This is a genomic window from Occallatibacter gabretensis (assembly GCF_001449115.1).
GTDB lineage: Bacteria > Acidobacteriota > Terriglobia > Terriglobales > Acidobacteriaceae > Telmatobacter > Telmatobacter gabretensis.
This window is the reverse complement of record NZ_LAIJ01000012.1, coordinates 267593-285449: the sequence shown is the minus strand read 5'-3', so window position 1 is coordinate 285449 and position 17857 is coordinate 267593. Positions and strand designations below refer to the sequence as shown.

The 17857-nt window shown below is 57.2% G+C and carries 18 protein-coding genes and 1 pseudogene; 14 read left to right on the top strand and 5 right to left on the bottom strand.

What is annotated here, in order from left to right:
• Positions 1-3 precede the first annotated feature (3 nt).
• Entirely contained in the window at positions 4-987 is a 984-nt protein-coding gene (gene pheA / locus VO84_RS20380; protein ID WP_231738117.1) for a prephenate dehydratase, read from the top strand.
• Between the two features lie 152 nt (positions 988-1139).
• Here the strand turns inward: pheA and VO84_RS20375 are convergent, their stop codons facing one another.
• A complete protein-coding gene (locus VO84_RS20375; RefSeq protein ID WP_058189618.1) occupies positions 1140-1757 on the bottom strand; it encodes an outer membrane beta-barrel protein in 618 nt (205 codons plus the stop codon).
• Between the two features lie 202 nt (positions 1758-1959).
• A complete protein-coding gene (locus VO84_RS20370; protein WP_058189617.1) occupies positions 1960-2883 on the bottom strand; it encodes a LysR family transcriptional regulator in 924 nt (307 codons plus the stop codon).
• A gap of 128 nt (positions 2884-3011) precedes the next feature.
• Between VO84_RS20370 and VO84_RS20365 the strand changes: the two genes are divergently transcribed.
• From VO84_RS20365 to VO84_RS20305, 13 genes and pseudogenes are all read left to right on the top strand, one after another.
• The gene (locus tag VO84_RS20365; RefSeq protein WP_058189616.1) at positions 3012-4199 is read left to right on the top strand and encodes a 2-isopropylmalate synthase; all 1188 of its coding nucleotides are present in this window, start codon (positions 3012-3014) and stop codon (positions 4197-4199) included.
• An 84-nt stretch (positions 4200-4283) separates the two neighbouring features.
• A pseudogene (leuB, locus tag VO84_RS20360) lies at positions 4284-5330 on the top strand (3-isopropylmalate dehydrogenase).
• Between the two features lie 89 nt (positions 5331-5419).
• Positions 5420-6187 (top strand): class I SAM-dependent methyltransferase, encoded by a 768-nt coding sequence (locus VO84_RS20355; RefSeq protein WP_058189915.1) that lies wholly within the window; start codon positions 5420-5422, stop codon positions 6185-6187.
• Between the two features lie 11 nt (positions 6188-6198).
• The gene (gene leuC / locus VO84_RS20350) at positions 6199-7632 is read left to right on the top strand and encodes a 3-isopropylmalate dehydratase large subunit (protein ID WP_058189615.1); all 1434 of its coding nucleotides are present in this window, start codon (positions 6199-6201) and stop codon (positions 7630-7632) included.
• 1 nt (position 7633) lies between these two features.
• On the top strand, positions 7634-8245 hold the full coding sequence (gene leuD, locus VO84_RS20345; RefSeq protein WP_058189614.1) for a 3-isopropylmalate dehydratase small subunit: 612 nt from the start codon (positions 7634-7636) through the stop codon (positions 8243-8245).
• 24 nt (positions 8246-8269) lie between these two features.
• Positions 8270-8767, top strand: a complete 498-nt coding sequence (locus VO84_RS20340) for a hypothetical protein (protein ID WP_157440029.1) — start codon at positions 8270-8272, stop codon at positions 8765-8767.
• A complete protein-coding gene (ilvD, locus tag VO84_RS20335) occupies positions 8764-10437 on the top strand; it encodes a dihydroxy-acid dehydratase (RefSeq protein ID WP_058189612.1) in 1674 nt (557 codons plus the stop codon). The genes VO84_RS20340 and ilvD overlap by 4 nt, the downstream gene beginning before the upstream one ends.
• A gap of 44 nt (positions 10438-10481) precedes the next feature.
• On the top strand, positions 10482-12251 hold the full coding sequence (gene ilvB, locus VO84_RS20330; protein ID WP_058189611.1) for a biosynthetic-type acetolactate synthase large subunit: 1770 nt from the start codon (positions 10482-10484) through the stop codon (positions 12249-12251).
• Between the two features lie 56 nt (positions 12252-12307).
• Positions 12308-12679, top strand: a complete 372-nt coding sequence (locus VO84_RS20325; RefSeq protein WP_082662232.1) for a four helix bundle protein — start codon at positions 12308-12310, stop codon at positions 12677-12679.
• Between the two features lie 52 nt (positions 12680-12731).
• Positions 12732-13292 (top strand): acetolactate synthase small subunit, encoded by a 561-nt coding sequence (gene ilvN, locus VO84_RS20320; RefSeq protein ID WP_058189609.1) that lies wholly within the window; start codon positions 12732-12734, stop codon positions 13290-13292.
• Between the two features lie 63 nt (positions 13293-13355).
• Complete coding sequence (ilvC, locus tag VO84_RS20315) at positions 13356-14378, top strand: ketol-acid reductoisomerase (RefSeq protein WP_058189608.1); 1023 nt, start codon at positions 13356-13358, stop codon at positions 14376-14378.
• A gap of 236 nt (positions 14379-14614) precedes the next feature.
• A complete protein-coding gene (locus VO84_RS20310) occupies positions 14615-16057 on the top strand; it encodes a sensor histidine kinase (protein WP_058189607.1) in 1443 nt (480 codons plus the stop codon).
• 130 nt (positions 16058-16187) lie between these two features.
• Positions 16188-16586: a VOC family protein gene (locus VO84_RS20305; protein ID WP_058189606.1), complete on the top strand. Its 399-nt coding sequence runs from the start codon at positions 16188-16190 to the stop codon at positions 16584-16586.
• A 4-nt stretch (positions 16587-16590) separates the two neighbouring features.
• Here the strand turns inward: VO84_RS20305 and VO84_RS20300 are convergent, their stop codons facing one another.
• The 3 genes from VO84_RS20300 to VO84_RS20290 all read right to left on the bottom strand — a co-directional run bounded on the left by VO84_RS20300 (position 16591) and on the right by VO84_RS20290 (position 17790).
• Positions 16591-17055 carry a DUF3574 domain-containing protein gene (locus VO84_RS20300; protein WP_058189605.1) on the bottom strand — a complete coding sequence of 155 codons (465 nt, stop codon included), beginning with the start codon at positions 17053-17055 and terminating at the stop codon, positions 16591-16593.
• An 11-nt stretch (positions 17056-17066) separates the two neighbouring features.
• Positions 17067-17351 carry a DUF427 domain-containing protein gene (locus VO84_RS20295; protein WP_058189604.1) on the bottom strand — a complete coding sequence of 95 codons (285 nt, stop codon included), beginning with the start codon at positions 17349-17351 and terminating at the stop codon, positions 17067-17069.
• Positions 17352-17469: 118 nt separating this feature from the next.
• Positions 17470-17790 (bottom strand): hypothetical protein, encoded by a 321-nt coding sequence (locus VO84_RS20290; protein ID WP_058189603.1) that lies wholly within the window; start codon positions 17788-17790, stop codon positions 17470-17472.
• Positions 17791-17857: the final 67 nt, after the last annotated feature.

Here is a 17857-nt window from a genome sequence, read left to right as displayed (position 1 = left end):
GGAATGCCGTACGGAAAGACTCCTGCCGAAGATCGCGAAGGTAACGCAAACTGCGGTGACAATGAATCTGCGCTGAAGCTGTGGTATGGTGCGAGAAAGCAGTCCACGCAATCTGGCCCCCTTCGGCCAGGCCCGAACGAAAACTCAGGAGAGACACAGGCAGGCATGCAAATCGCCATCCAGGGAGAACCCGGCTCTTTCAGTCACGAGGCTGCACTGAAGCTCGTGTCCGATGCTGTGATTGTGCCCTTTGCGCTTTCCGCTGAGGTATTTGCGGCACTCAGCAGGGGCGACGTGGAAGCAGCCGTAGTGCCGATTGAAAACAGCATTGCGGGATCAGTCTCAGAGCACTTTGACCTGCTTCTGGCGCATGATGTGCAGGTGGAGCGCGAGACGCTGTTGCTGATTCGGCACAACCTGATTGGCATCTCCGGGTCGGCGTTAGATCACATTGACCGCGTTTTTTCGCATCCAGTGGCGCTGGCGCAGTGCCGGCGCTTTCTGGCGGCGCATCCCCGAATGGAATCGTTTGCGTTTTATGACACGGCAGGCAGCGTGAAGCAGCTTGTGCACTTACGCGATCGGCATGCGGCGGCCATTGCCAGCGAGGCCGCAGCCTACTACTACGGCGCGCAGATTCTGGTGGCGAATATTGAGGACAATCCGGAGAATTACACGCGCTTCTTCCTGGTGCGGCGCGCCTCGAAGGTGGTGTGTCCGCCGGATGCGAACAAGATCAGCCTGGCTTTCTCAGTCGAAAATCGCCCCGGATCGCTGGTGTCCGCGCTCAATGAGCTGGCCAGCCTGAGCACAAATCTGACCAAGATTGAGTCGCGGCCCGTGCAGGGCAAGCCGTGGGAGTACATCTTTTACGTGGATTGCCAGATACTGCACCCCGAAGAGGGCGAACGCGCGATTAAGGCGCTCAAGCCGCACTGCGCCATGGTGAAGTCTCTGGGATGCTACAAGGAAGCGGAAAAGCCGTAAAGAAAAGGGACGTAGGGAATAGGGACATAGAAACCAGGCGCTGCAACGTTGCCGTGCAAAATACGCAATTTCTAAAACTGTGGCGCAATTCGCAAACGCGGATTGCGCCACAGTTTTTCTAGTCCCTAGTTACTACGTCCCTGCTCCCGCACTTAGAAGTGGTACGCGACGCCGATGGTGGGCACGTAAATGTTGAACCACTTGTTGGTGGTGGTGTTCTCAGTGGCGTTGCCGCCCAGGCCGAAGGTGGGCACCTTGGTGACGTAAGCACGATATTCGGCGCGAATGTCGAAGCTGGGGCTGATCTCATACGCAACGCCGCCGCCGTAGAGCACGCCAATTCCGGTCTGCTGCTTGGCATCCACGTCCGTGCCGAGGTTACGAATGGGAATGAAGATGAGGGCAGTCGGACCGGCTTCAAGAAATGGATTGAACTTCTTGAAAGTGAAGCTGCGGACAAAGGCCCCGGAGATCTCCATGGTCCGAGTCTGGATCGGAACCCGAAGCTTGTTGCTGATCAGGTAGGTGTATTGGTTCTGGTAAGTGACGCCGTAGTTGGCTTCAATAGCACTGTTCGGTGTAAGCATGAACCGATAGCTGGCAAGAACGCCATAAGCCGTGGTGGAGTGAACCTGAACGTCAGTAGAGCTGGCAACAAACGGCGGAATGAGACCGATGCCACTAATGCTGACATCCTGCCGGCTCTCCTGAGCGCGACCCGCGGCCGCAAAACCGGCCAGCAGGAAAAGTACGAGTACGATCTTCTTCATTCGAACCTGATCCTCATGACTGCCCAACCATCCCGGCTGGCAACAAACTTTTTAGGAAATTTTTCGGCCCGGCACACACTCCAGACCCGCTCTCAGCATTGTAAATGGCCGGGGCGGACCGGGAAGCAAAACCAGACATGCTCACGCGTCTTGAGCTTTAGACGCGGCAACAACAAATCGGTAGGCCGCCGGAAATGCGGATTCAACCGGCCTTTTCCACGTGGTAATAAAAGGGCGGTCCCTGCTGGCGGGCAAGATCGCGCACCGTGCGCAGAAAGGCATGCGCAGCGTGGGAGAGCGTGCCGTGGCGGCGATGCGTCAGACGCAGGATCCGCTTGATGTCGAGCTCGGCAACCGGAATCGCGGCCAGCTCGCCGGTTTCAAGCTCATGCGCAACGGTGAGATGCGGAACCAGCGCAACGCCATTGCCCATGGCGACAAAACGCTTGATGGCCTCGATTGTGGGAAGCTCGATGCCCATGTTCAGCGGTGTGCGATAGCGCTGAAATGCCTCAATGACCCGGCGGCGCAGCGGCGACATGACGTTATGCGCAATGAAAGTTTCCTTGCCCAGGTCTGCAATGGAGACATTTTGCGCCTTTGCAAGCGGGTGGCTGGGGCTGGCCACGAGCACGAGGCTGTCGCTGTAGACGGCAATGGTGCGGAACTGCGCCGGATCGGGCCGGAAGGAGACCATGCCGAGCTCGAAGGTATGCAGGTTCAGCTCATCAGGAATGTGAGAGGCCAGCATACGATGCACCGTCACGCTGATCTGCGGGTGGGCGCGGCGAAAGGCGTCCATGGCCGGCAGTAGATACGCGCAGGTGTATTCATTGGCGGCCAGCTGCAGGCGGCCGCGTTCCAGGTTTTTGAGCTCATCCAGCGCACTGGTCGCTTCGCGGCGCAGAGCCATCAGGCGCAGGGCGTAGTCGCGTAGCAGGGCCCCGGCAGCTGTGAGTGAACCGTCACGGGCTGCGCGGTCAAAGAGAACTTCGCCCACGGCGTCTTCAAGCTTGCGGATCACCTGGCTGATGGCAGGCTGCGTACGGTGCATTCGTATGGCGGCCCGGGAAAAACTGCGCTCTTCCGCAACGGCGAGAAAGGTTTCAAGCTGGCCCAGATCCATTGCATCTCCTTCGCAATTAGAATAAGCAATAATAATAGACTCTCTAAGAATAATAACTTTGCGTTATACGCGCCCTCTGCGAGAAACTGTTACCAGTCGGAAGAAGGAATTCCGCAACAGGCAGCGCTATGACCCAGAATCACATAGTTTTTTTCGACACCACATTACGCGACGGCGAGCAATCTCCCGGCTGCAGCATGACAACGCAGGAAAAGCTGACCATGGCTCATGCCCTTGAAGATCTGGGCGTTGACGTTCTCGAGGCCGGCTTTGCAGTGGCTTCTGAAGGCGACTTTGCAGCAATCTCGACCATCGCCCAGGCCATTCGCAAGCCGAAGATCGCTTCCCTTGCCCGCGCCAAGCAGGAAGACATTGAGCTGGCAGGGCGTTCGGTGGAACATGCCGACAGGCCGCGCATTCACGTCTTCCTCGCCTCAAGCGATCTGCACCTCGAATACAAGCTGAAGATCAGCCGGCAGGAGGCGCTGGATCGCACTGCGGAGTCCATCCGCTTGGCACGCTCATTTGTGGAGGATGTGGAGTTCTCGCCGGAAGATGCCACGCGCTCGGATCGCAATTTTCTTGTGGAGATGGTGCGCGTGGCAATCGAAGCTGGCGCAACCACAATTAACATGCCGGACACCGTGGGCTACACCACGCCCGACGAATACGCCAGAATGTTCCGCGAAGTACGCGAGCGGATTCCCGCCGTCGACGCCGAGAACATCATTCTCTCCGCCCACTGCCATGACGACCTGGGCCTTGCTGTCGCCAACTCCCTTGCGGCTATTCAGGCAGGCGCGCGACAGGTAGAGTGCGCCATCAACGGCATCGGCGAGCGAGCGGGCAATGCGGCTCTTGAAGAGCTTGCCGCTGCCCTCTACGTTCGCAAGGATTATTACGGCGTGGATACGAGCATCAAGCTCGAAAAGCTCTACCCAACCAGCGAAGTGCTGGGCCAGATCATCACCTTTAAGCCCTCCCCAAACAAGGCAATCGTCGGTACGAATGCCTTCGCACACGAGTCAGGAATTCACCAGCATGGAATGCTGGCAAACCCGCTCTGCTACGAGATCATGACGCCTGCCTCAGTCGGTGTAGCGAAGACGAATCTCGTGCTAGGCAAGCACTCAGGCCGCGCGGCTCTTCGCGATCGCCTCGAAAAGCTCGGCTTTACACTCGACCGCGATGAGCTGCAGCAGACTTACTACCGCTTCGTAGCCCTGGCCGACCGCAAGAAGAACATCTACGACCAGGATCTGATCAAGATTCTGCCGGATGCAATTCGCGAACGACGCGGAGAGCCGGTGGTATAGCTCGATCGGCTTCTCATTGGCAAATTGGCAAAAAAGTGGCATATCCGCCAACAAAAGTACCTACATCAAGAGAAAAGAAAACACATGAAGCTGAAGATTCTAGTTACGGCGGGCGACGGTATTGGCCCGGAGGTTACAAAGGAAGCAGTTGCAGTGCTGAAAGACGTGGCCGCGGCTGGTGGACATGATTTTTCCTTCGATGAAAAGCGCATCGGCGGCGTAGCCATTGAGCAGGACGGCACTCCGCTGCCCGAGGAAACACTCAATGCCGCGCTTGCCAGCGATGCCGTGCTGCTTGGCGCAGTTGGAGCAAACAAATTCAATTCCCTGCCTCCGGAAAAGCGGCCGGAAGTAGGTCTCTTGAAGATCCGCACAGAGCTGGGTGGCTTTGCGAATCTGCGGCCCGCTTTCGCGTTCAAAGAGCTGGCGGAGAACAGTCCACTGCGGCCGGAAATTGTCGATGGAGCCGACATTCTCTTTGTCCGCGAACTGCTCGGAGGCCTCTACTTCGGCACACCACGCGAGTGGAACCGCATGACCCGCGAGAGCTGGAACACGATGCGCTATTCGTACGATGAAGTGGCGCGCGTTGCCCGCGTAGCTTTCAAGCTGGCGCAGGGCCGCCGCAAGAAACTGACCAGCGTGGACAAGGCGAATGTGCTGGAAGTTTCGCAACTGTGGCGCGCGACTGTGACGGAGATTGCAGAAGAGTTTCCCGACGTCGAACTCGAACATCAACTTGTCGATTCAATGGCGATGCACCTGATGAACCAGCCGCGCAATTAATCCGCAGTCATCACTGGATCGCTCGGCATGTTGCCTTCGGCCACCATTGGCGGCAAGGTCAACCTGTACGAGCCGGTCCACGGCTCCGCCCCGGACATTGCCGGCAAGGGGCTCGCGAATCCTCTGGGCGCAATTCTGACCGGCGCACTGATTCTGCGCTACTCGGCTGGCCTGGAAGCAGAGGCTGCCACGATTGAGTCCACAGTTCGCAAGGTGTTGGAGCAAGGCTTCCGCACGCCGGATTTGGTGCGCGCGAACTCTCAAGGCTTTACGGTGCTCTCCACAACAGAGATGGGCGCCAAGGTACGCGAAACGCTTGCAAAGCAATTTTCCACGGTTAGCTAGGCACGAGAAGGCTGCAAACTTTTTATTGCATCTCCGGAGATCCGGAAGACGGGGTTTGACACGTGTTGCATACGAACTTAGCCACGACTATGAATTCAGCGGCGCACAATGAGTTGATTCTGGATCAATTCAACCGTCAGGCCGCGACCTTTGCAGAGCGCCATGCGCACACCGATCCGCTTGATCTGTTGCTGCGGACAGCAGGCGTGACGGCAAGTGACACCGTGCTCGATCTTGGTTGCGGTCCCGGAATTGTGGCATGCGCTTTTGCTGCTAAAGCGGCACACGTGACTGGTTTCGATCTTGCTCCGGCAATGCTGGAAAAAGCCAAGACTCGGCAAGTGGAGCTTTCCCTTGCAAATATGACATGGCTCTGCGGCGATGTTTCCGCGCTCCCATTTGCAGACAACAGTTTCTCCATGGTGGTGACCCGCTACACGTTTCACCATTTTCTTTCGCCTGCCGCTGTGCTCGCTGAAATGGTTCGCGTATGCCGCCCCGGAGGCCGCATCGTGGTGGCTGATGTTACGCCCGCAGTGGAACAACTCATTGCATACGACCACTTTGAAACACTGCGTGACCCATCGCACGCGCATGCACTCTCACCGGATGGCTTGAAGGGTCTGTTTACATCGGCAAAGCTGCACGGCATCCAGACGGCTCACTACGGACTGGAGATGGACTTCGAAGATCTGATGTCCGGATCGTTTCCGAACCCGCAAGATGTGCCGACAATCTGGCAGTTGCTGCGCGATGACCTGAGCAACGACAGTACCGGCCTTGGCGCGCAACTGAAAGATGGCAAGTACATCATTACGTTTCCAACAACCATTGTTGCGGCAAACAAAGCTGCATAAGAAGGAACACTATGAGCAACACGCCAAAAACATTGTTTGAGAAGGTATGGGAGCAGCACGTCGTTGTCGAGCCGAAGGGCGAGCCAACGATTCTCTACATCGACCTACAGCTTGTGCATGAAGTCACTTCGCCGCAGGCATTTGAAGGGCTGCGGCTCGCGGGCCGTCCGGTTCGCCGCCCGGACCGCACGATTGCCACGATAGACCACAATGTGCCGACCACGATTGAAGGCCGACTGCACATCTTGGATCAGATTGCCGCGAAGCAGATTGCCACGCTACGCCAGAACTGCGCGGACTTCGGCGTGGAGCTGTACGACGTGGACTCGCCCAACCAGGGCATTGTGCACGTCATTGGACCGGAGCTGGGCATTACCAAGCCGGGCATGACGATTGTCTGCGGCGACTCGCATACCTCGACACACGGCGCATTTGGCGCGCTGGCGTTCGGCATCGGCACCAGTGAGGTGGAGCATGTGATGGCCACGCAGACGCTGCCGCAGTCGAAGCCGAAGACCTTCCGCATCGCTGTCGAAGGCGAGCTGCCGTTAGGCGTAACGGCGAAGGACATTATTCTCGCCATCATCGGCAAGATCGGTACTGACGGCGCAACGGGCTACGTGATCGAATACGCAGGCTCTGCCATTCGCTCGCTCTCGATCGAAGGCCGCATGACGGTCTGCAACATGAGCATTGAGGCAGGCGCGCGCGCAGGCATGATCGCTCCCGATGAGAAGACCTTTGCGTATCTCAAAGGCAGACGCTTTGCTCCGCAGGGCGCAGCCTGGGACAAAGCTGTTGAAGAGTGGAACAAGCTGCCTACGGATGAAGGCGCTAAGTTCGACCGCGAAATGGTCATTGATGCGGCACAGTTGGTTCCGTACGTGAGCTGGGGAACCAACCCAGGTATGGTCGCGCCGGTGACAGCAACCATTCCCGACCCCGCAAAAACAGACAATGAGCTTGATCGCAAATCTCTTGAGCGCGCGCTTGAGTACATGGACATTCATGCAGGCACGCCGCTGACCGAGATTGCAATTGACCGCGTCTTTATTGGCTCCTGCACCAACGGGCGCATTGAAGATCTGCGCGCCGCTGCAAAGATTGTCGCAGGGCACAAGGTCTCATCGCATGTGAGTGCAATGGTGGTGCCAGGCTCGCAACTTGTAAAAGAACAGGCCGAGCAGGAAGGCCTCGACACCATCTTCAAGGATGCGGGCTTTGACTGGCGCGAGCCTGGTTGCTCGATGTGCCTGGGCATGAACCCGGACATTCTTTCGCCGGGCGAGCGCTGCGCTTCCACCAGCAACCGCAACTTTGAAGGACGTCAGGGACGCGGCGGACGCACACACCTGGTTTCGCCGGAGATGGCCGCGGCAGCCGCAATTGCCGGGCACTTTGTCGACATTCGTACCTGGGAAGTGAACGAGGAGGTAACCGCCTAGTATGCAACCTTTCAAGACACTCACCTCACTTGCAGCTCCGCTCGACCGCACCAACGTCGATACGGATCAGATTATTCCCAAGCAGTTTTTGAAGCGCATTGAGCGCACCGGCTACGGAGATTTTCTCTTCTTTGACTGGCGGCAAACGCCCGATGGCAAGCCTGTCGCGGATTTCGTTCTCAATGACCCGCGTTATGCAGGCGCACACATCCTCATCGCCGGCAAAAACTTCGGTTGCGGATCGAGCCGTGAGCACGCCGCGTGGGCGCTCAGCGATTTCGGCTTCCGCTGCGTGATTGCGCCAACTTTTGCGGACATCTTCTTCTCGAATGCGGGCAAGAACGGAATCCTGCTGGTGAAGCTGGGCGAAGAAGAAGTGGGGATTCTGTTGAGCAACGCACAGACAATTCCCGGATACAAGCTCACGGTTTCTCTTGAAGACCAGACGCTGACCGACGGACAGGGATTCTCGGCGAAGTTTGAAGTGGATCCTTTCCGCAAGTTTTGCCTACTGGAAGGACTCGACGACATTGGGCTCACACTGCGTCACGCGACAGAGCTTGATACGTATGAAGCGCAGCACGATGAAGCTGTGTGGCTGAAAGCAAAGTAGAAGGACTGAGGCTGCTTGAACAACATGAATAAATTGGAAGAACTGCGCCAAAGCTTTCGTCCCGAACGCATCACGACTCTGTTCGTGGGTGAGTCGGCGCCGAATAGTGGCAGGTTCTTCTATAGCGGCGATAGCAGCCTCTTCCGCGCAATGAAGAAAGCTTTTGGCAACCATGAGAGCTTTCTTCAGGATTTTCAACACAGGGGTTTCTATCTCGATGACTTGGTGCTGACGCCGGTCAACAAGCTGCAGAATAGCGAGCGTTCCAGGTTACGGAAAGAAGCTATTCCGCAGTTCGCAAAACGGTTGATTGATTACAGGCCGACAGCAATCGTGATTGTCATGCGGGGAATCCAGTCCGTAGTTCGAGATGCCATGCGCATCGCTAGCGTAATGTATGAACCGTTTTGCGTACCGCATCCAGCATTTGGAAACTCCATTCGCTTTCACATTGCAATGACAGAGATCATCGAAAGCCTGCCCGTTACAGACGGCTCGAAATCAAAAGGATTGAACAGATGACCATCGAAGGTAAGCGCCAGAGCATTCCGTTAACTGAAGGGCCAAGCCGAGCAGCAGCGCGGTCCTATCTGCGCGGCGCGGGATTCAAGAAGGACGATCTGCATAAGCCGATCATCGGCATTGCGAATACATGGACGGAGATTGGCACCTGCAATGTGCATCTGCGCGAGGTGGCCGAAGCACTGAAGGAAGGCATTCGCGAAGCGGGCGGCACGCCAATGGAGTTCAACACCATCACCATCTCCGATGGCATTACGATGGGCACACAGGGGATGAAGGCCTCGCTGGTTTCGCGCGAGGTCATCGCGGACTCCATCGAGCTTGTTGCACGCGGGAATTTGTTTGACGGCCTCGTCGGCATCGGCGGCTGCGATAAGAATATGCCGGGCATCATCATGGCTCTGTGTCGGCTCGACATCCCGGGCATGATGCTCTACGGCGGCTCCATCATGCCGGGCAAGCTGAACGGTATCGACATCACAATTCAAAATGTCTTTGAAGGTATCGGCTCACACGCCGCGGGACGCATCGACGATGCAGCCCTTGAGGCGCTAGAAGCCAGTGCCTGCCCCGGCGCAGGCGCGTGTGGCGGACAGTTCACCGCGAACACGATGGCTATGTCCGGCGAAATTCTCGGCATCTCGCCAATTCAGCTCTCCGGTGTACCGGCGACGGACAGCGACAAGTATTCTGCGACGCGCGAGGCCGGTCGCATCCTGATGGATGCTGTGCGCTCGAACCTCAAGCCCTCGCAGATCATCACGCGCAAGTCGCTTGAAAATACGATTGCCAGCGTGGCAGCGAGCGGCGGCTCGACAAATGCTGTGCTGCATCTGCTGGCGATTGCCAAGGAGATGGACATCGAGTTATCTATCGATGATTTCGATGCCATCAGCAAGCGCACGCCATTCATTTGCGATCTCACGCCAGCGGGCAAATACGTTGCGAAGGATTACCAGGCTGCGGGCGGATCACGTCTGCTGGCGAAGCGCCTCATTGAGGCAGGCCATGCCGATGGATCAACGCTGACCATCAGCGGCAAGACGCTGGCGGAAGAAGCGGCGCAGGCTGTCGAGACCCCAGGGCAAGTTGTCATTCACACCTTCGACGAGCCGATCAAGCCAACAGGCGGCCTTGTGATTCTCAAGGGCAATCTCGCGCCTGAGGGCTCTGTCATGAAGATCGCAGCGGCAAACCGCGTGGAGCACCGCGGACCTGCGCGGGTCTTCGATTGCGAGGACGATTGCTTTGCAGCGGTGCAGTCGGGCAAGATCAAGCCAAATGATGTTCTCGTCATTCGCTATGAAGGCCCCAAGGGCGGGCCCGGCATGCGCGAGATGCTGCAAGTGACTGCTGCCATCAGCGGCATTCCTGAACTCAGCTCGACGGTTGCGCTGCTCACCGATGGACGCTTCAGCGGAGCAACACGCGGCTTTACAGCAGGGCACGTTGCACCGGAGGCATTTGTCGGCGGCCCAATTGCCGCAGTTCGCGAGGGCGACACAATTTACTTCGACATTGCGAACCGCAAGCTGACACTCGAAGTTAGCGATGAAGAGATTGCAGCGCGGTTGAAGGGCTTTACGCCTCCGGCGCTGCGCTGGCCCAAGGGCGTGTTTCGCAAATATGTGGATCGCGTCACCTCGGCATCGGTGGGAGCAACAACTTAGTACCAGATTCGTAGTACCAGTTTCAATCTTGCAAAGGAGAGCCAATGGACACGCATACCAATTCGTCTTCTGCAACAACGCCAACCATGTTGACCGGATCTGAAATTATCTGGGCCACGCTTGTAGGCGAAGGTGTCGTAGAAGTCTTTGGCTATCCCGGCGGAGCAATTCTGCCTGCCTATGACGCGCTGCGCAAGTTTCCCATCCGGCACATCCTGGTGCGGCATGAGCAGGGCGCGGCGCACATGGCCGATGGCTACGCACGCGCTTCCGGCAAGGTGGGTGTGGCCATTGCGACGAGCGGCCCCGGCGCAACGAATCTCGTAACCGGCATTGCCACAGCGATGCTCGATTCGATTCCGATGGTGTGCATCACGGGCAACGTTTCAAGCAAGGTGCTGGGCACTGATGCTTTTCAGGAAGTCGACATCACAGGCGTCACACTGCCCATCACCAAGCACAGCTTCCTTGTCACGCGTCCGGAAGAGATTGCTCCAGCGTTGCGGCATGCCTTCCAGATTGCGCAGTCTGGCCGTCCAGGTCCCGTGCTGGTGGACATTACAAAGGATGCGCAGCAGGCAACGGCGTTATTTGATTTTGAAGCGGCAAAGCCAAAGCCATACCGTCCGCACCCAATGCTGAAAGTTGAAACGAATGAGCTTGCGAAGGCCGCAGAATTGATTCGCAATGCAAAGAAGCCGGTGATTCTCGCGGGCCACGGCATTCAGCAGTCCGGAGCTATGGAGCAGGTGCGCGCACTGTCAGAACGGGCGCAGATTCCTGTGGCCATGACGCTGCTCGGCATCGGCGGCTTCCCTGCCTCGCATCCGCTGAACATGGGCATGATGGGCATGCACGGCGAATCGTGGGTGAATGACGCGATTCAAAATGCCGACCTGCTGATTGCTTGCGGCATGCGCTTTGACGATCGCGTCATCGGCACGCCTGGCACATACGCCGTGAAAGCGAAAAAGATCCACATCGATATCGACCCGGCGGAGATCAATAAGAACATTAAGGTCGATATTGCACTGCTCGGTGATCTGAAGGATGTGCTGGAGCAGCTTTTGCCCCGCATCAGTTCCGGAAAAGCGGGACAACACAACGGGTCGTCATGGATTAAAGCGATAGAAGCAAGCAAGGGCGCGGTCTCCGTGCGCGACATCAAGAACATCCCCGATTCGGGGCATCTCTACGCTGCGCATGTCATGCATGATCTCTGGCGCATGACGGGCGGCAACGCAATTGTGGCAACAGATGTCGGCCAGCATCAGATGTGGGAGGCGCAATACTTCCATCATGAGCATCCGCGGTCGCTTGTCACCTCCGGCGGTCTCGGTACAATGGGCTTCGCGCTGCCCGCTGCGATTGGCGCAAAGGTGGCCTGCCCCGATAAGGAAGTCTGGGTCATCGCCGGCGATGGTGGTTTCCAGATGACGGCTGCGGAGCTGGCAACCATCAAGCAGGAGAACCTGAAAATCAACATTGCGATTATCAACAACGGCTACCTGGGCATGGTCCGGCAGTGGCAGGAGTTTTTCTACGATCGCAACTACGAGTCCACACCACTGGTGAGCCCGGATTTCGTGAAGCTTGCCGACGCGCATGGGATTGCAGGGCTCGCAGTGACGACTCGCGGCGAAGTGGAAGCCGCCGTAAACCAAGCACGCAAGCACGATGGCCCTTTCCTGCTGAACTTTTTCGTCGAGCAGGAAGACTCCGTCTACCCGATGATTCCTGCCGGCAAAGCACTGCATGAGATGATTCGCAGGCCGGGACACAATCCGTTGGTTGAAACGCCTGAAGACCTATGAAAAGAGATCAGCAGTCAGAGATCAGAGATCAGAAAGACCTGTGAGGATAGATATTCTTGGCAAATTCGTTTCGTGATTTGGTTGTATGGCAGAAATCAATGCGGCTGACTGTAACTGTCTATCGCCTAACACGAGATTTTCCACGAGAAGAACTATATGGCCTTACATCTCAAATCAGGCGTGCAGCTGTTTCGTTGCCAAGCAACATTGCTGAAGGTCACGGAAGATTAAACACTGGCGAATTTCGACAATTTCTCGGCGTCGCCCGGGCTTCAAATTTTGAACTGCAAACGCAACTTGAACTTGCACGACTACTTGAGATTGGGAACCCTAAGCTGATTGACGAAGCCGACGGCCTGTCTCACGAAATTGGGAAAATGCTGTACGCAATACTGGAATCGATCAGGACTCAGGCTCACGAGAACTGATCTCTGACCCCTGATCTCTGATCTCTGATCTCTGATCTCTTGAAGGAACGTGATGCTGCACACATTTGTGTCATACGTGGAAGACAAACCTGGTGTATTGACGCGAGTCGCGTCGCTATTCCGGCGGTTAAACATCAATATCATCTCGCTCACGGTAGGCCGCAGTGAGCGCTCAGGCCTCTCGCGGTTGACGCTTGTGTGTGAGGCTTCGGCAGAGGCCGGCAACAGAATTCGCGCAAGCCTCTACAAGCTCGACAACGTCCTGGATGTGGATGACATTGCAGGCGCTCCCTCTGTAACGCGAGAGCTGGCGCTCATCAAGGTGTCGGCTACGCGACACACGCGTTCAGCAATATTTGAGTTGGCGGAAGTTTTTCGAGCGCGGATCGTCGATCTCACGGCGGAGTCGTTGATGATTGAGATGACGGGCGTCGAGAGCAAGATCGAGGGCCTGATCCAGGTGCTGATTGAGAGCGAGCACGACATTCTGGAGATATGCCGCAGCGGCAAGATGACCATGCGCCGCGGACACCACACCAGTCGCGTACTCAAGGCGCTTGGGTCGGATGATACCGAGCAGGATAGTGAACAACTAACAGCGGACAGTGAGTAATCCACAATCTGGCCGAGACAAAGACTTTAATCTGTAATTGCAAAGGAAAACGAGAGAGATATCATGGCAAAGACCTATTACGATCACGATGCAGACCTTACCCTTATTCAGGCCAAAAAGGTGGCCATCATCGGCTACGGCTCACAGGGCCATGCGCACGCGCTGAACCTGAAGGACTCGGGCGTTCAGGTGAAGGTTGGCCTGGCGGCTAACTCAAAGTCGATTTCGAAGGCGCAGAAGGCTGGCCTCGAAGTGGCCACCGTGGCAGAAGCCACAAAGTGGGCCGATGTTGTCATGATTCTCACGCCCGACCAGTCGCAGGCCAAGCTGTACACGGATGAGATCGCGCCGAACCTGACAGCGGGCAAGCTGCTGCTCTTTGCACATGGCTTCAACATCCACTTCAAGACGATTTCTCCCGCAGCGGATATTGATGTGGCGCTTGCTGCTCCAAAGGCTCCGGGACACCGCGTGCGCGAAGTATTCACCGAAGGCGGCGGCGTACCTGGACTCATCGCGGTGCACCAGGACCCGACGGGAACTGCGCATGCGCTCACGCTCAGCTATCTCAAAGGCATTGGCTGCACGCGCGCCGGAGTTCTCGAAACCACCTTCAAGGAAGAGACCGAGACAGATCTCTTCGGCGAGCAGGCGGTACTGTGCGGCGGCGTGAGCGCGCTCATCAAGGCGGGCTATGAGACGCTGACCGAAGCAGGCTACCAGCCCGAAAGCGCGTACTTTGAGGTTCTGCATGAGCTGAAGTTGATTGTGGACCTGATCTATCGCGGCGGCCTCGAATACATGCGCTACTCCATCAGCGATACGGCGGAGTGGGGCGACTACGTAAGCGGCCCCCGCGTCATTAACGACGAGAGCAAGAAAGCGATGAAGGCGATTCTGACCGAGATTCAGAACGGCGAATTTGCCAAGCGCTTTCTTGCCGATCAAAACTCGGGCCGCAAGGAGTTTACTGCCTTCCGCGAGGCCGAAGCGAAGCATCCGGTCGAGATTGTCGGTAAGAAGCTGCGTGCTTCCATGCCGTTCCTCGATCCGGTAACAGTGGAGGAAGTTTCAAAGACGCGATAAGCGGCTTCGGATGGAGTCAACCGGGCCGGGGAACGAAGTTCTTCGGCCCAACGTATTTATATCTCAGCCCATTCCACGACCGAAAATAAGGGCCTGCACGTCCAGTAAAAGACGGCTTCATTCCAGAAATCTCGCTGCGGTCTTTATAGAATTGCTTTCCCAGGCGTCTCACGTATTTAACCCGGAACGGCGCGAATTACGCTATGATTCTGTCTCCGGGATCGGAGTGATTTAAGATGCTATCGCTCACAGCAAACCCGCCTGCCTGTCCCACGCCTGTCGAAGATATCGCCGCGGCGCTGGGGAAGCTTGCGCCTCTGCAGGGACTCACGCTGGAAGAACGGCTGTGGCTGGCAGAGCACGGCGAAGAACTGGTCGCGGAGCCGGGCGAAGTGCTGTTTGAAGAAGGCTCGCCGGCCGATCGCATGGTGTTCATGCTGAAAGGCGACATCCACGTGTACCGGCAACGGGGCGGCCCGATGGGACTGTTTATTGGCCGCACGCAGCCGCTTACGGGGCTGCTCCCCTTCTCAAGGATGAAGACGTACGGCGGTCAGGGCGTCGCGGTCACTCGCATGTGGGCGCTGCTGATTGACAAACAGTTGTTTCCGGCCATGCTGGAAGCGATTCCGTCCATGGGGCAAAGAACTGTCTCTGTGATGATGGATCGCGTACGCGAGGTGACGCGCATTGAGCAGCAGACGGAGAAGCTGTCAGCGCTTGGCAAGCTCGCGGGAAATCTGGCGCACGAGCTGAACAATCCGGCCTCGGCGGCACAGCGGGCGGCCTCAGGCCTGATGGGCGAGTTGCAGGCCAATCGCGCGAACAGGCACCGGATGGTGAACCTGTGCCTGACCCAGGAGCAGGTGCAGTTGTTGGAGGAGTGGGAAGCGCGCATGATGACGCGCCAGCCCGTCCACGGCGAAACTGCGACGGAAGCGCTTGCACATGAAGAGGATCTGCGCGAATGGCTGATCGCACTGCCCTGCGATACCGCGTGGGAGGTAGCTCCTCCACTCGCCGACCATGGCGTGACGGTAAAGGATCTCCAGGATCTGAACAAGGACCTGAGTGCGGAAGCAACTTGCGTGACTCTGCAGTATTTTGTGCGATATCTGCGGGCGCGCCTCAGCGTGGATACGCTGGTAAACGCTACGGCGCGAATCTTTGACCTGATCAGCGCGATCAAGGACTACTCCAACATGGACCGCGCGGCGCTGCAGGAAGTGGATGTGTCCGCGGGGCTGGATGCAACGATACAAATGCTCCATAGCCGGCTGGAGGGAGTCACAGTCGTGCGCGAGTATGAGCCTAATTTGCCGTGCATCAGCGCGTACAGCGGCGAATTGAACCTGGTCTGGATGGCGCTGATTGAAAATGCGCTGGAGGCAATGGATGGAGCCACAGAGCCGGGCAAGCTAAGGCTGATTTGCCGCATGGAGGGCGATCTGCTGCTGGTAGAGATGCATGACAATGGGCGCGGAATTCCATCGGACTTGAAGGACCGCATCTTTGAGCCGTTCTTTACCACCAAGCCACCTGGCAAGGGCCTTGGGCTGGGACTGGATACTGCGATGCGGATCATTCATATGCATCGCGGAATGTTGGCTGTGAAATCCGAGCCGGGCGATACTTCCTTCAAAGTAAGGCTGCCGGTGGATCAGTTCCAGGCGTACTAGGGGATTAGCCGTCCGGGCAACTGCGCCTGCGGCGCAATTGGTGATAACGCGAACCATTCTTGTCATTCCGTCGTTGCGCCAGAAAAGCTGCAAGGACGCAGGGATAGTGTGCGAAACACTGGAGGAGCAAATGAGCGAGACAGTGGAGACATCGGTAGCGCCGCTCCTGAATGTTCGGCGGGGTAAAGCAGCCATCGAGTTCTATAAGACGGTCTTCGGCGCGAAAGTGATTTTCCAGACCGACAGCCCTGACGGCGAGATTGTGGCGCAGTTGCAGGTGGGAACTTCGAACTTCTGGGTAGCGGATGAGTCACCCGTACACGGCAATAGCAGCCCGGAAACTCTGGGCGCCAGCACATTTCGGATGGTGCTGATAGTGGACGAACCAGACGCCGTGTTTGCGCAGGCGCTGGCTGCCGGGGCACAATCTGTCTGGCCCGTTGCGGACCAGAGCTACGGCTGGCGCGTGGGCCGCGTAGTGGATCCCTTTGGGCACCACTGGGAAATTGGAAAGCCGCTGGAAAAGTAGGCGTTTAGAAAGAAACGTCGGCGGGCACGGTGACGCGCATGACAGACTGGTCGCCGGTGATCTTCTTCCACGCAGCGCGGATAGCCTCGATCTTGTCGCGGTTGGGCTGGGTGTCCGGGTAGTCGATCACAAGGCACTTGGTGTGGAGACGCTCGGGCGAGCTCTGGGTTTTGCCCTGCCACTGTCCATAGATGTCGAGGACACTCAGGCCGTCCGGGAACCGGGGTGTTACCTCGCGATCGAGGAACTCCCGCCAGCGCGCTTCGCTGATGCCCTGCTCGGGGTGGTCTGCCAGACCAAGACCAAAGTAAAGCTTTGTATCCACCCAACCCTGGGTCACGCCCGGGTGCGCAGGGTCTCCCGCAAGGGTAGGAGCCGCTGCGGGAGCAGATGCTGCAGGCTTATGGCCCGAGCAGCCGGCAAGCAGAATTGTCAGGCAAAGGGCTGCGAAAGGTGGGACTGTGCGCATGGTCAAAAAACCTACTGCTCTACCTCAACTCCGCGCCAGAAAGCTATGAATCCTTTGATTTTACGGGCAGCAGGTTTAGGGTCAGGGTAGTACCATGCAGCGTCAGGATTCTCCTGGCCATCCACCACGAGGCTCATATAACGAGCCTGCCCCTTCCACGGGCACGTAGAAGTACTGCTGGAGGCGCGGAAGTACTCGCGATTGATGCTGGATTCCGGGAAATAGACATTCCCTTCAACAGTTTCGGTGCCATCGCTCTCGGCAATGACCTTTCCATTCCAGATTGCTTTTGCCATCAGTTTATCCAATATCAAGGAACTATTTGCCGGTGACCGCAGGTGCGGTCACCGGCAGAGTCCATACGACATTAGCAGAAGTAGCCCGATGGGTCGAGTGCCAATCCCGGAAGAGAACCTACTTTGCTTCTTCTATCGAGCTGATGTGGACGGACTTCTTGTCGTCGCTCGTCGAGGCAGAAACGTCTACCTTGGCGCCCCAGAAGGCCTTCACGGCATCCGGATTGTCAATCTTGTAGACGGTCTTGCTGGCGGAATCGACAAAGACGGGTGAGTCGCCGCCGTCCATGCACTTTTTGACGCAGGCAGCACCGGTGCCCATGTGCTTGGCAGCGCACATGGAATCCGAAATGTAGCCGGTGAGCTTGCCGTCAGCCGCAAAAGCAGAGACAGAAGCAAGGGACAGAACAGCAGCGGCAAGGGCGAATGTGCGTTTCACTTTGTAGCCTCCGGAAAATGCTTACTTTGAAGTTCGAATATCATGATGCGCCCGGCGGACTGGTTTG

Coding starts and splice junctions, on each gene's coding strand:
- pheA (WP_231738117.1), top strand. CDS start 4: ATGCCGTACGGAAAGACTCCTGCCGAAGATCGCGAAGGTAACGCAAAC.
- VO84_RS20375 (WP_058189618.1), bottom strand. CDS start 1,757: ATGAAGAAGATCGTACTCGTACTTTTCCTGCTGGCCGGTTTTGCGGCC.
- VO84_RS20370 (WP_058189617.1), bottom strand. CDS start 2,883: ATGGATCTGGGCCAGCTTGAAACCTTTCTCGCCGTTGCGGAAGAGCGC.
- VO84_RS20365 (WP_058189616.1), top strand. CDS start 3,012: ATGACCCAGAATCACATAGTTTTTTTCGACACCACATTACGCGACGGC.
- VO84_RS20355 (WP_058189915.1), top strand. CDS start 5,420: ATGAATTCAGCGGCGCACAATGAGTTGATTCTGGATCAATTCAACCGT.
- leuC (WP_058189615.1), top strand. CDS start 6,199: ATGAGCAACACGCCAAAAACATTGTTTGAGAAGGTATGGGAGCAGCAC.
- leuD (WP_058189614.1), top strand. CDS start 7,634: ATGCAACCTTTCAAGACACTCACCTCACTTGCAGCTCCGCTCGACCGC.
- VO84_RS20340 (WP_157440029.1), top strand. CDS start 8,270: ATGAATAAATTGGAAGAACTGCGCCAAAGCTTTCGTCCCGAACGCATC.
- ilvD (WP_058189612.1), top strand. CDS start 8,764: ATGACCATCGAAGGTAAGCGCCAGAGCATTCCGTTAACTGAAGGGCCA.
- ilvB (WP_058189611.1), top strand. CDS start 10,482: ATGGACACGCATACCAATTCGTCTTCTGCAACAACGCCAACCATGTTG.
- ilvN (WP_058189609.1), top strand. CDS start 12,732: ATGCTGCACACATTTGTGTCATACGTGGAAGACAAACCTGGTGTATTG.
- ilvC (WP_058189608.1), top strand. CDS start 13,356: ATGGCAAAGACCTATTACGATCACGATGCAGACCTTACCCTTATTCAG.
- VO84_RS20310 (WP_058189607.1), top strand. CDS start 14,615: ATGCTATCGCTCACAGCAAACCCGCCTGCCTGTCCCACGCCTGTCGAA.
- VO84_RS20305 (WP_058189606.1), top strand. CDS start 16,188: ATGAGCGAGACAGTGGAGACATCGGTAGCGCCGCTCCTGAATGTTCGG.
- VO84_RS20300 (WP_058189605.1), bottom strand. CDS start 17,055: ATGCGCACAGTCCCACCTTTCGCAGCCCTTTGCCTGACAATTCTGCTT.
- VO84_RS20295 (WP_058189604.1), bottom strand. CDS start 17,351: ATGGCAAAAGCAATCTGGAATGGAAAGGTCATTGCCGAGAGCGATGGC.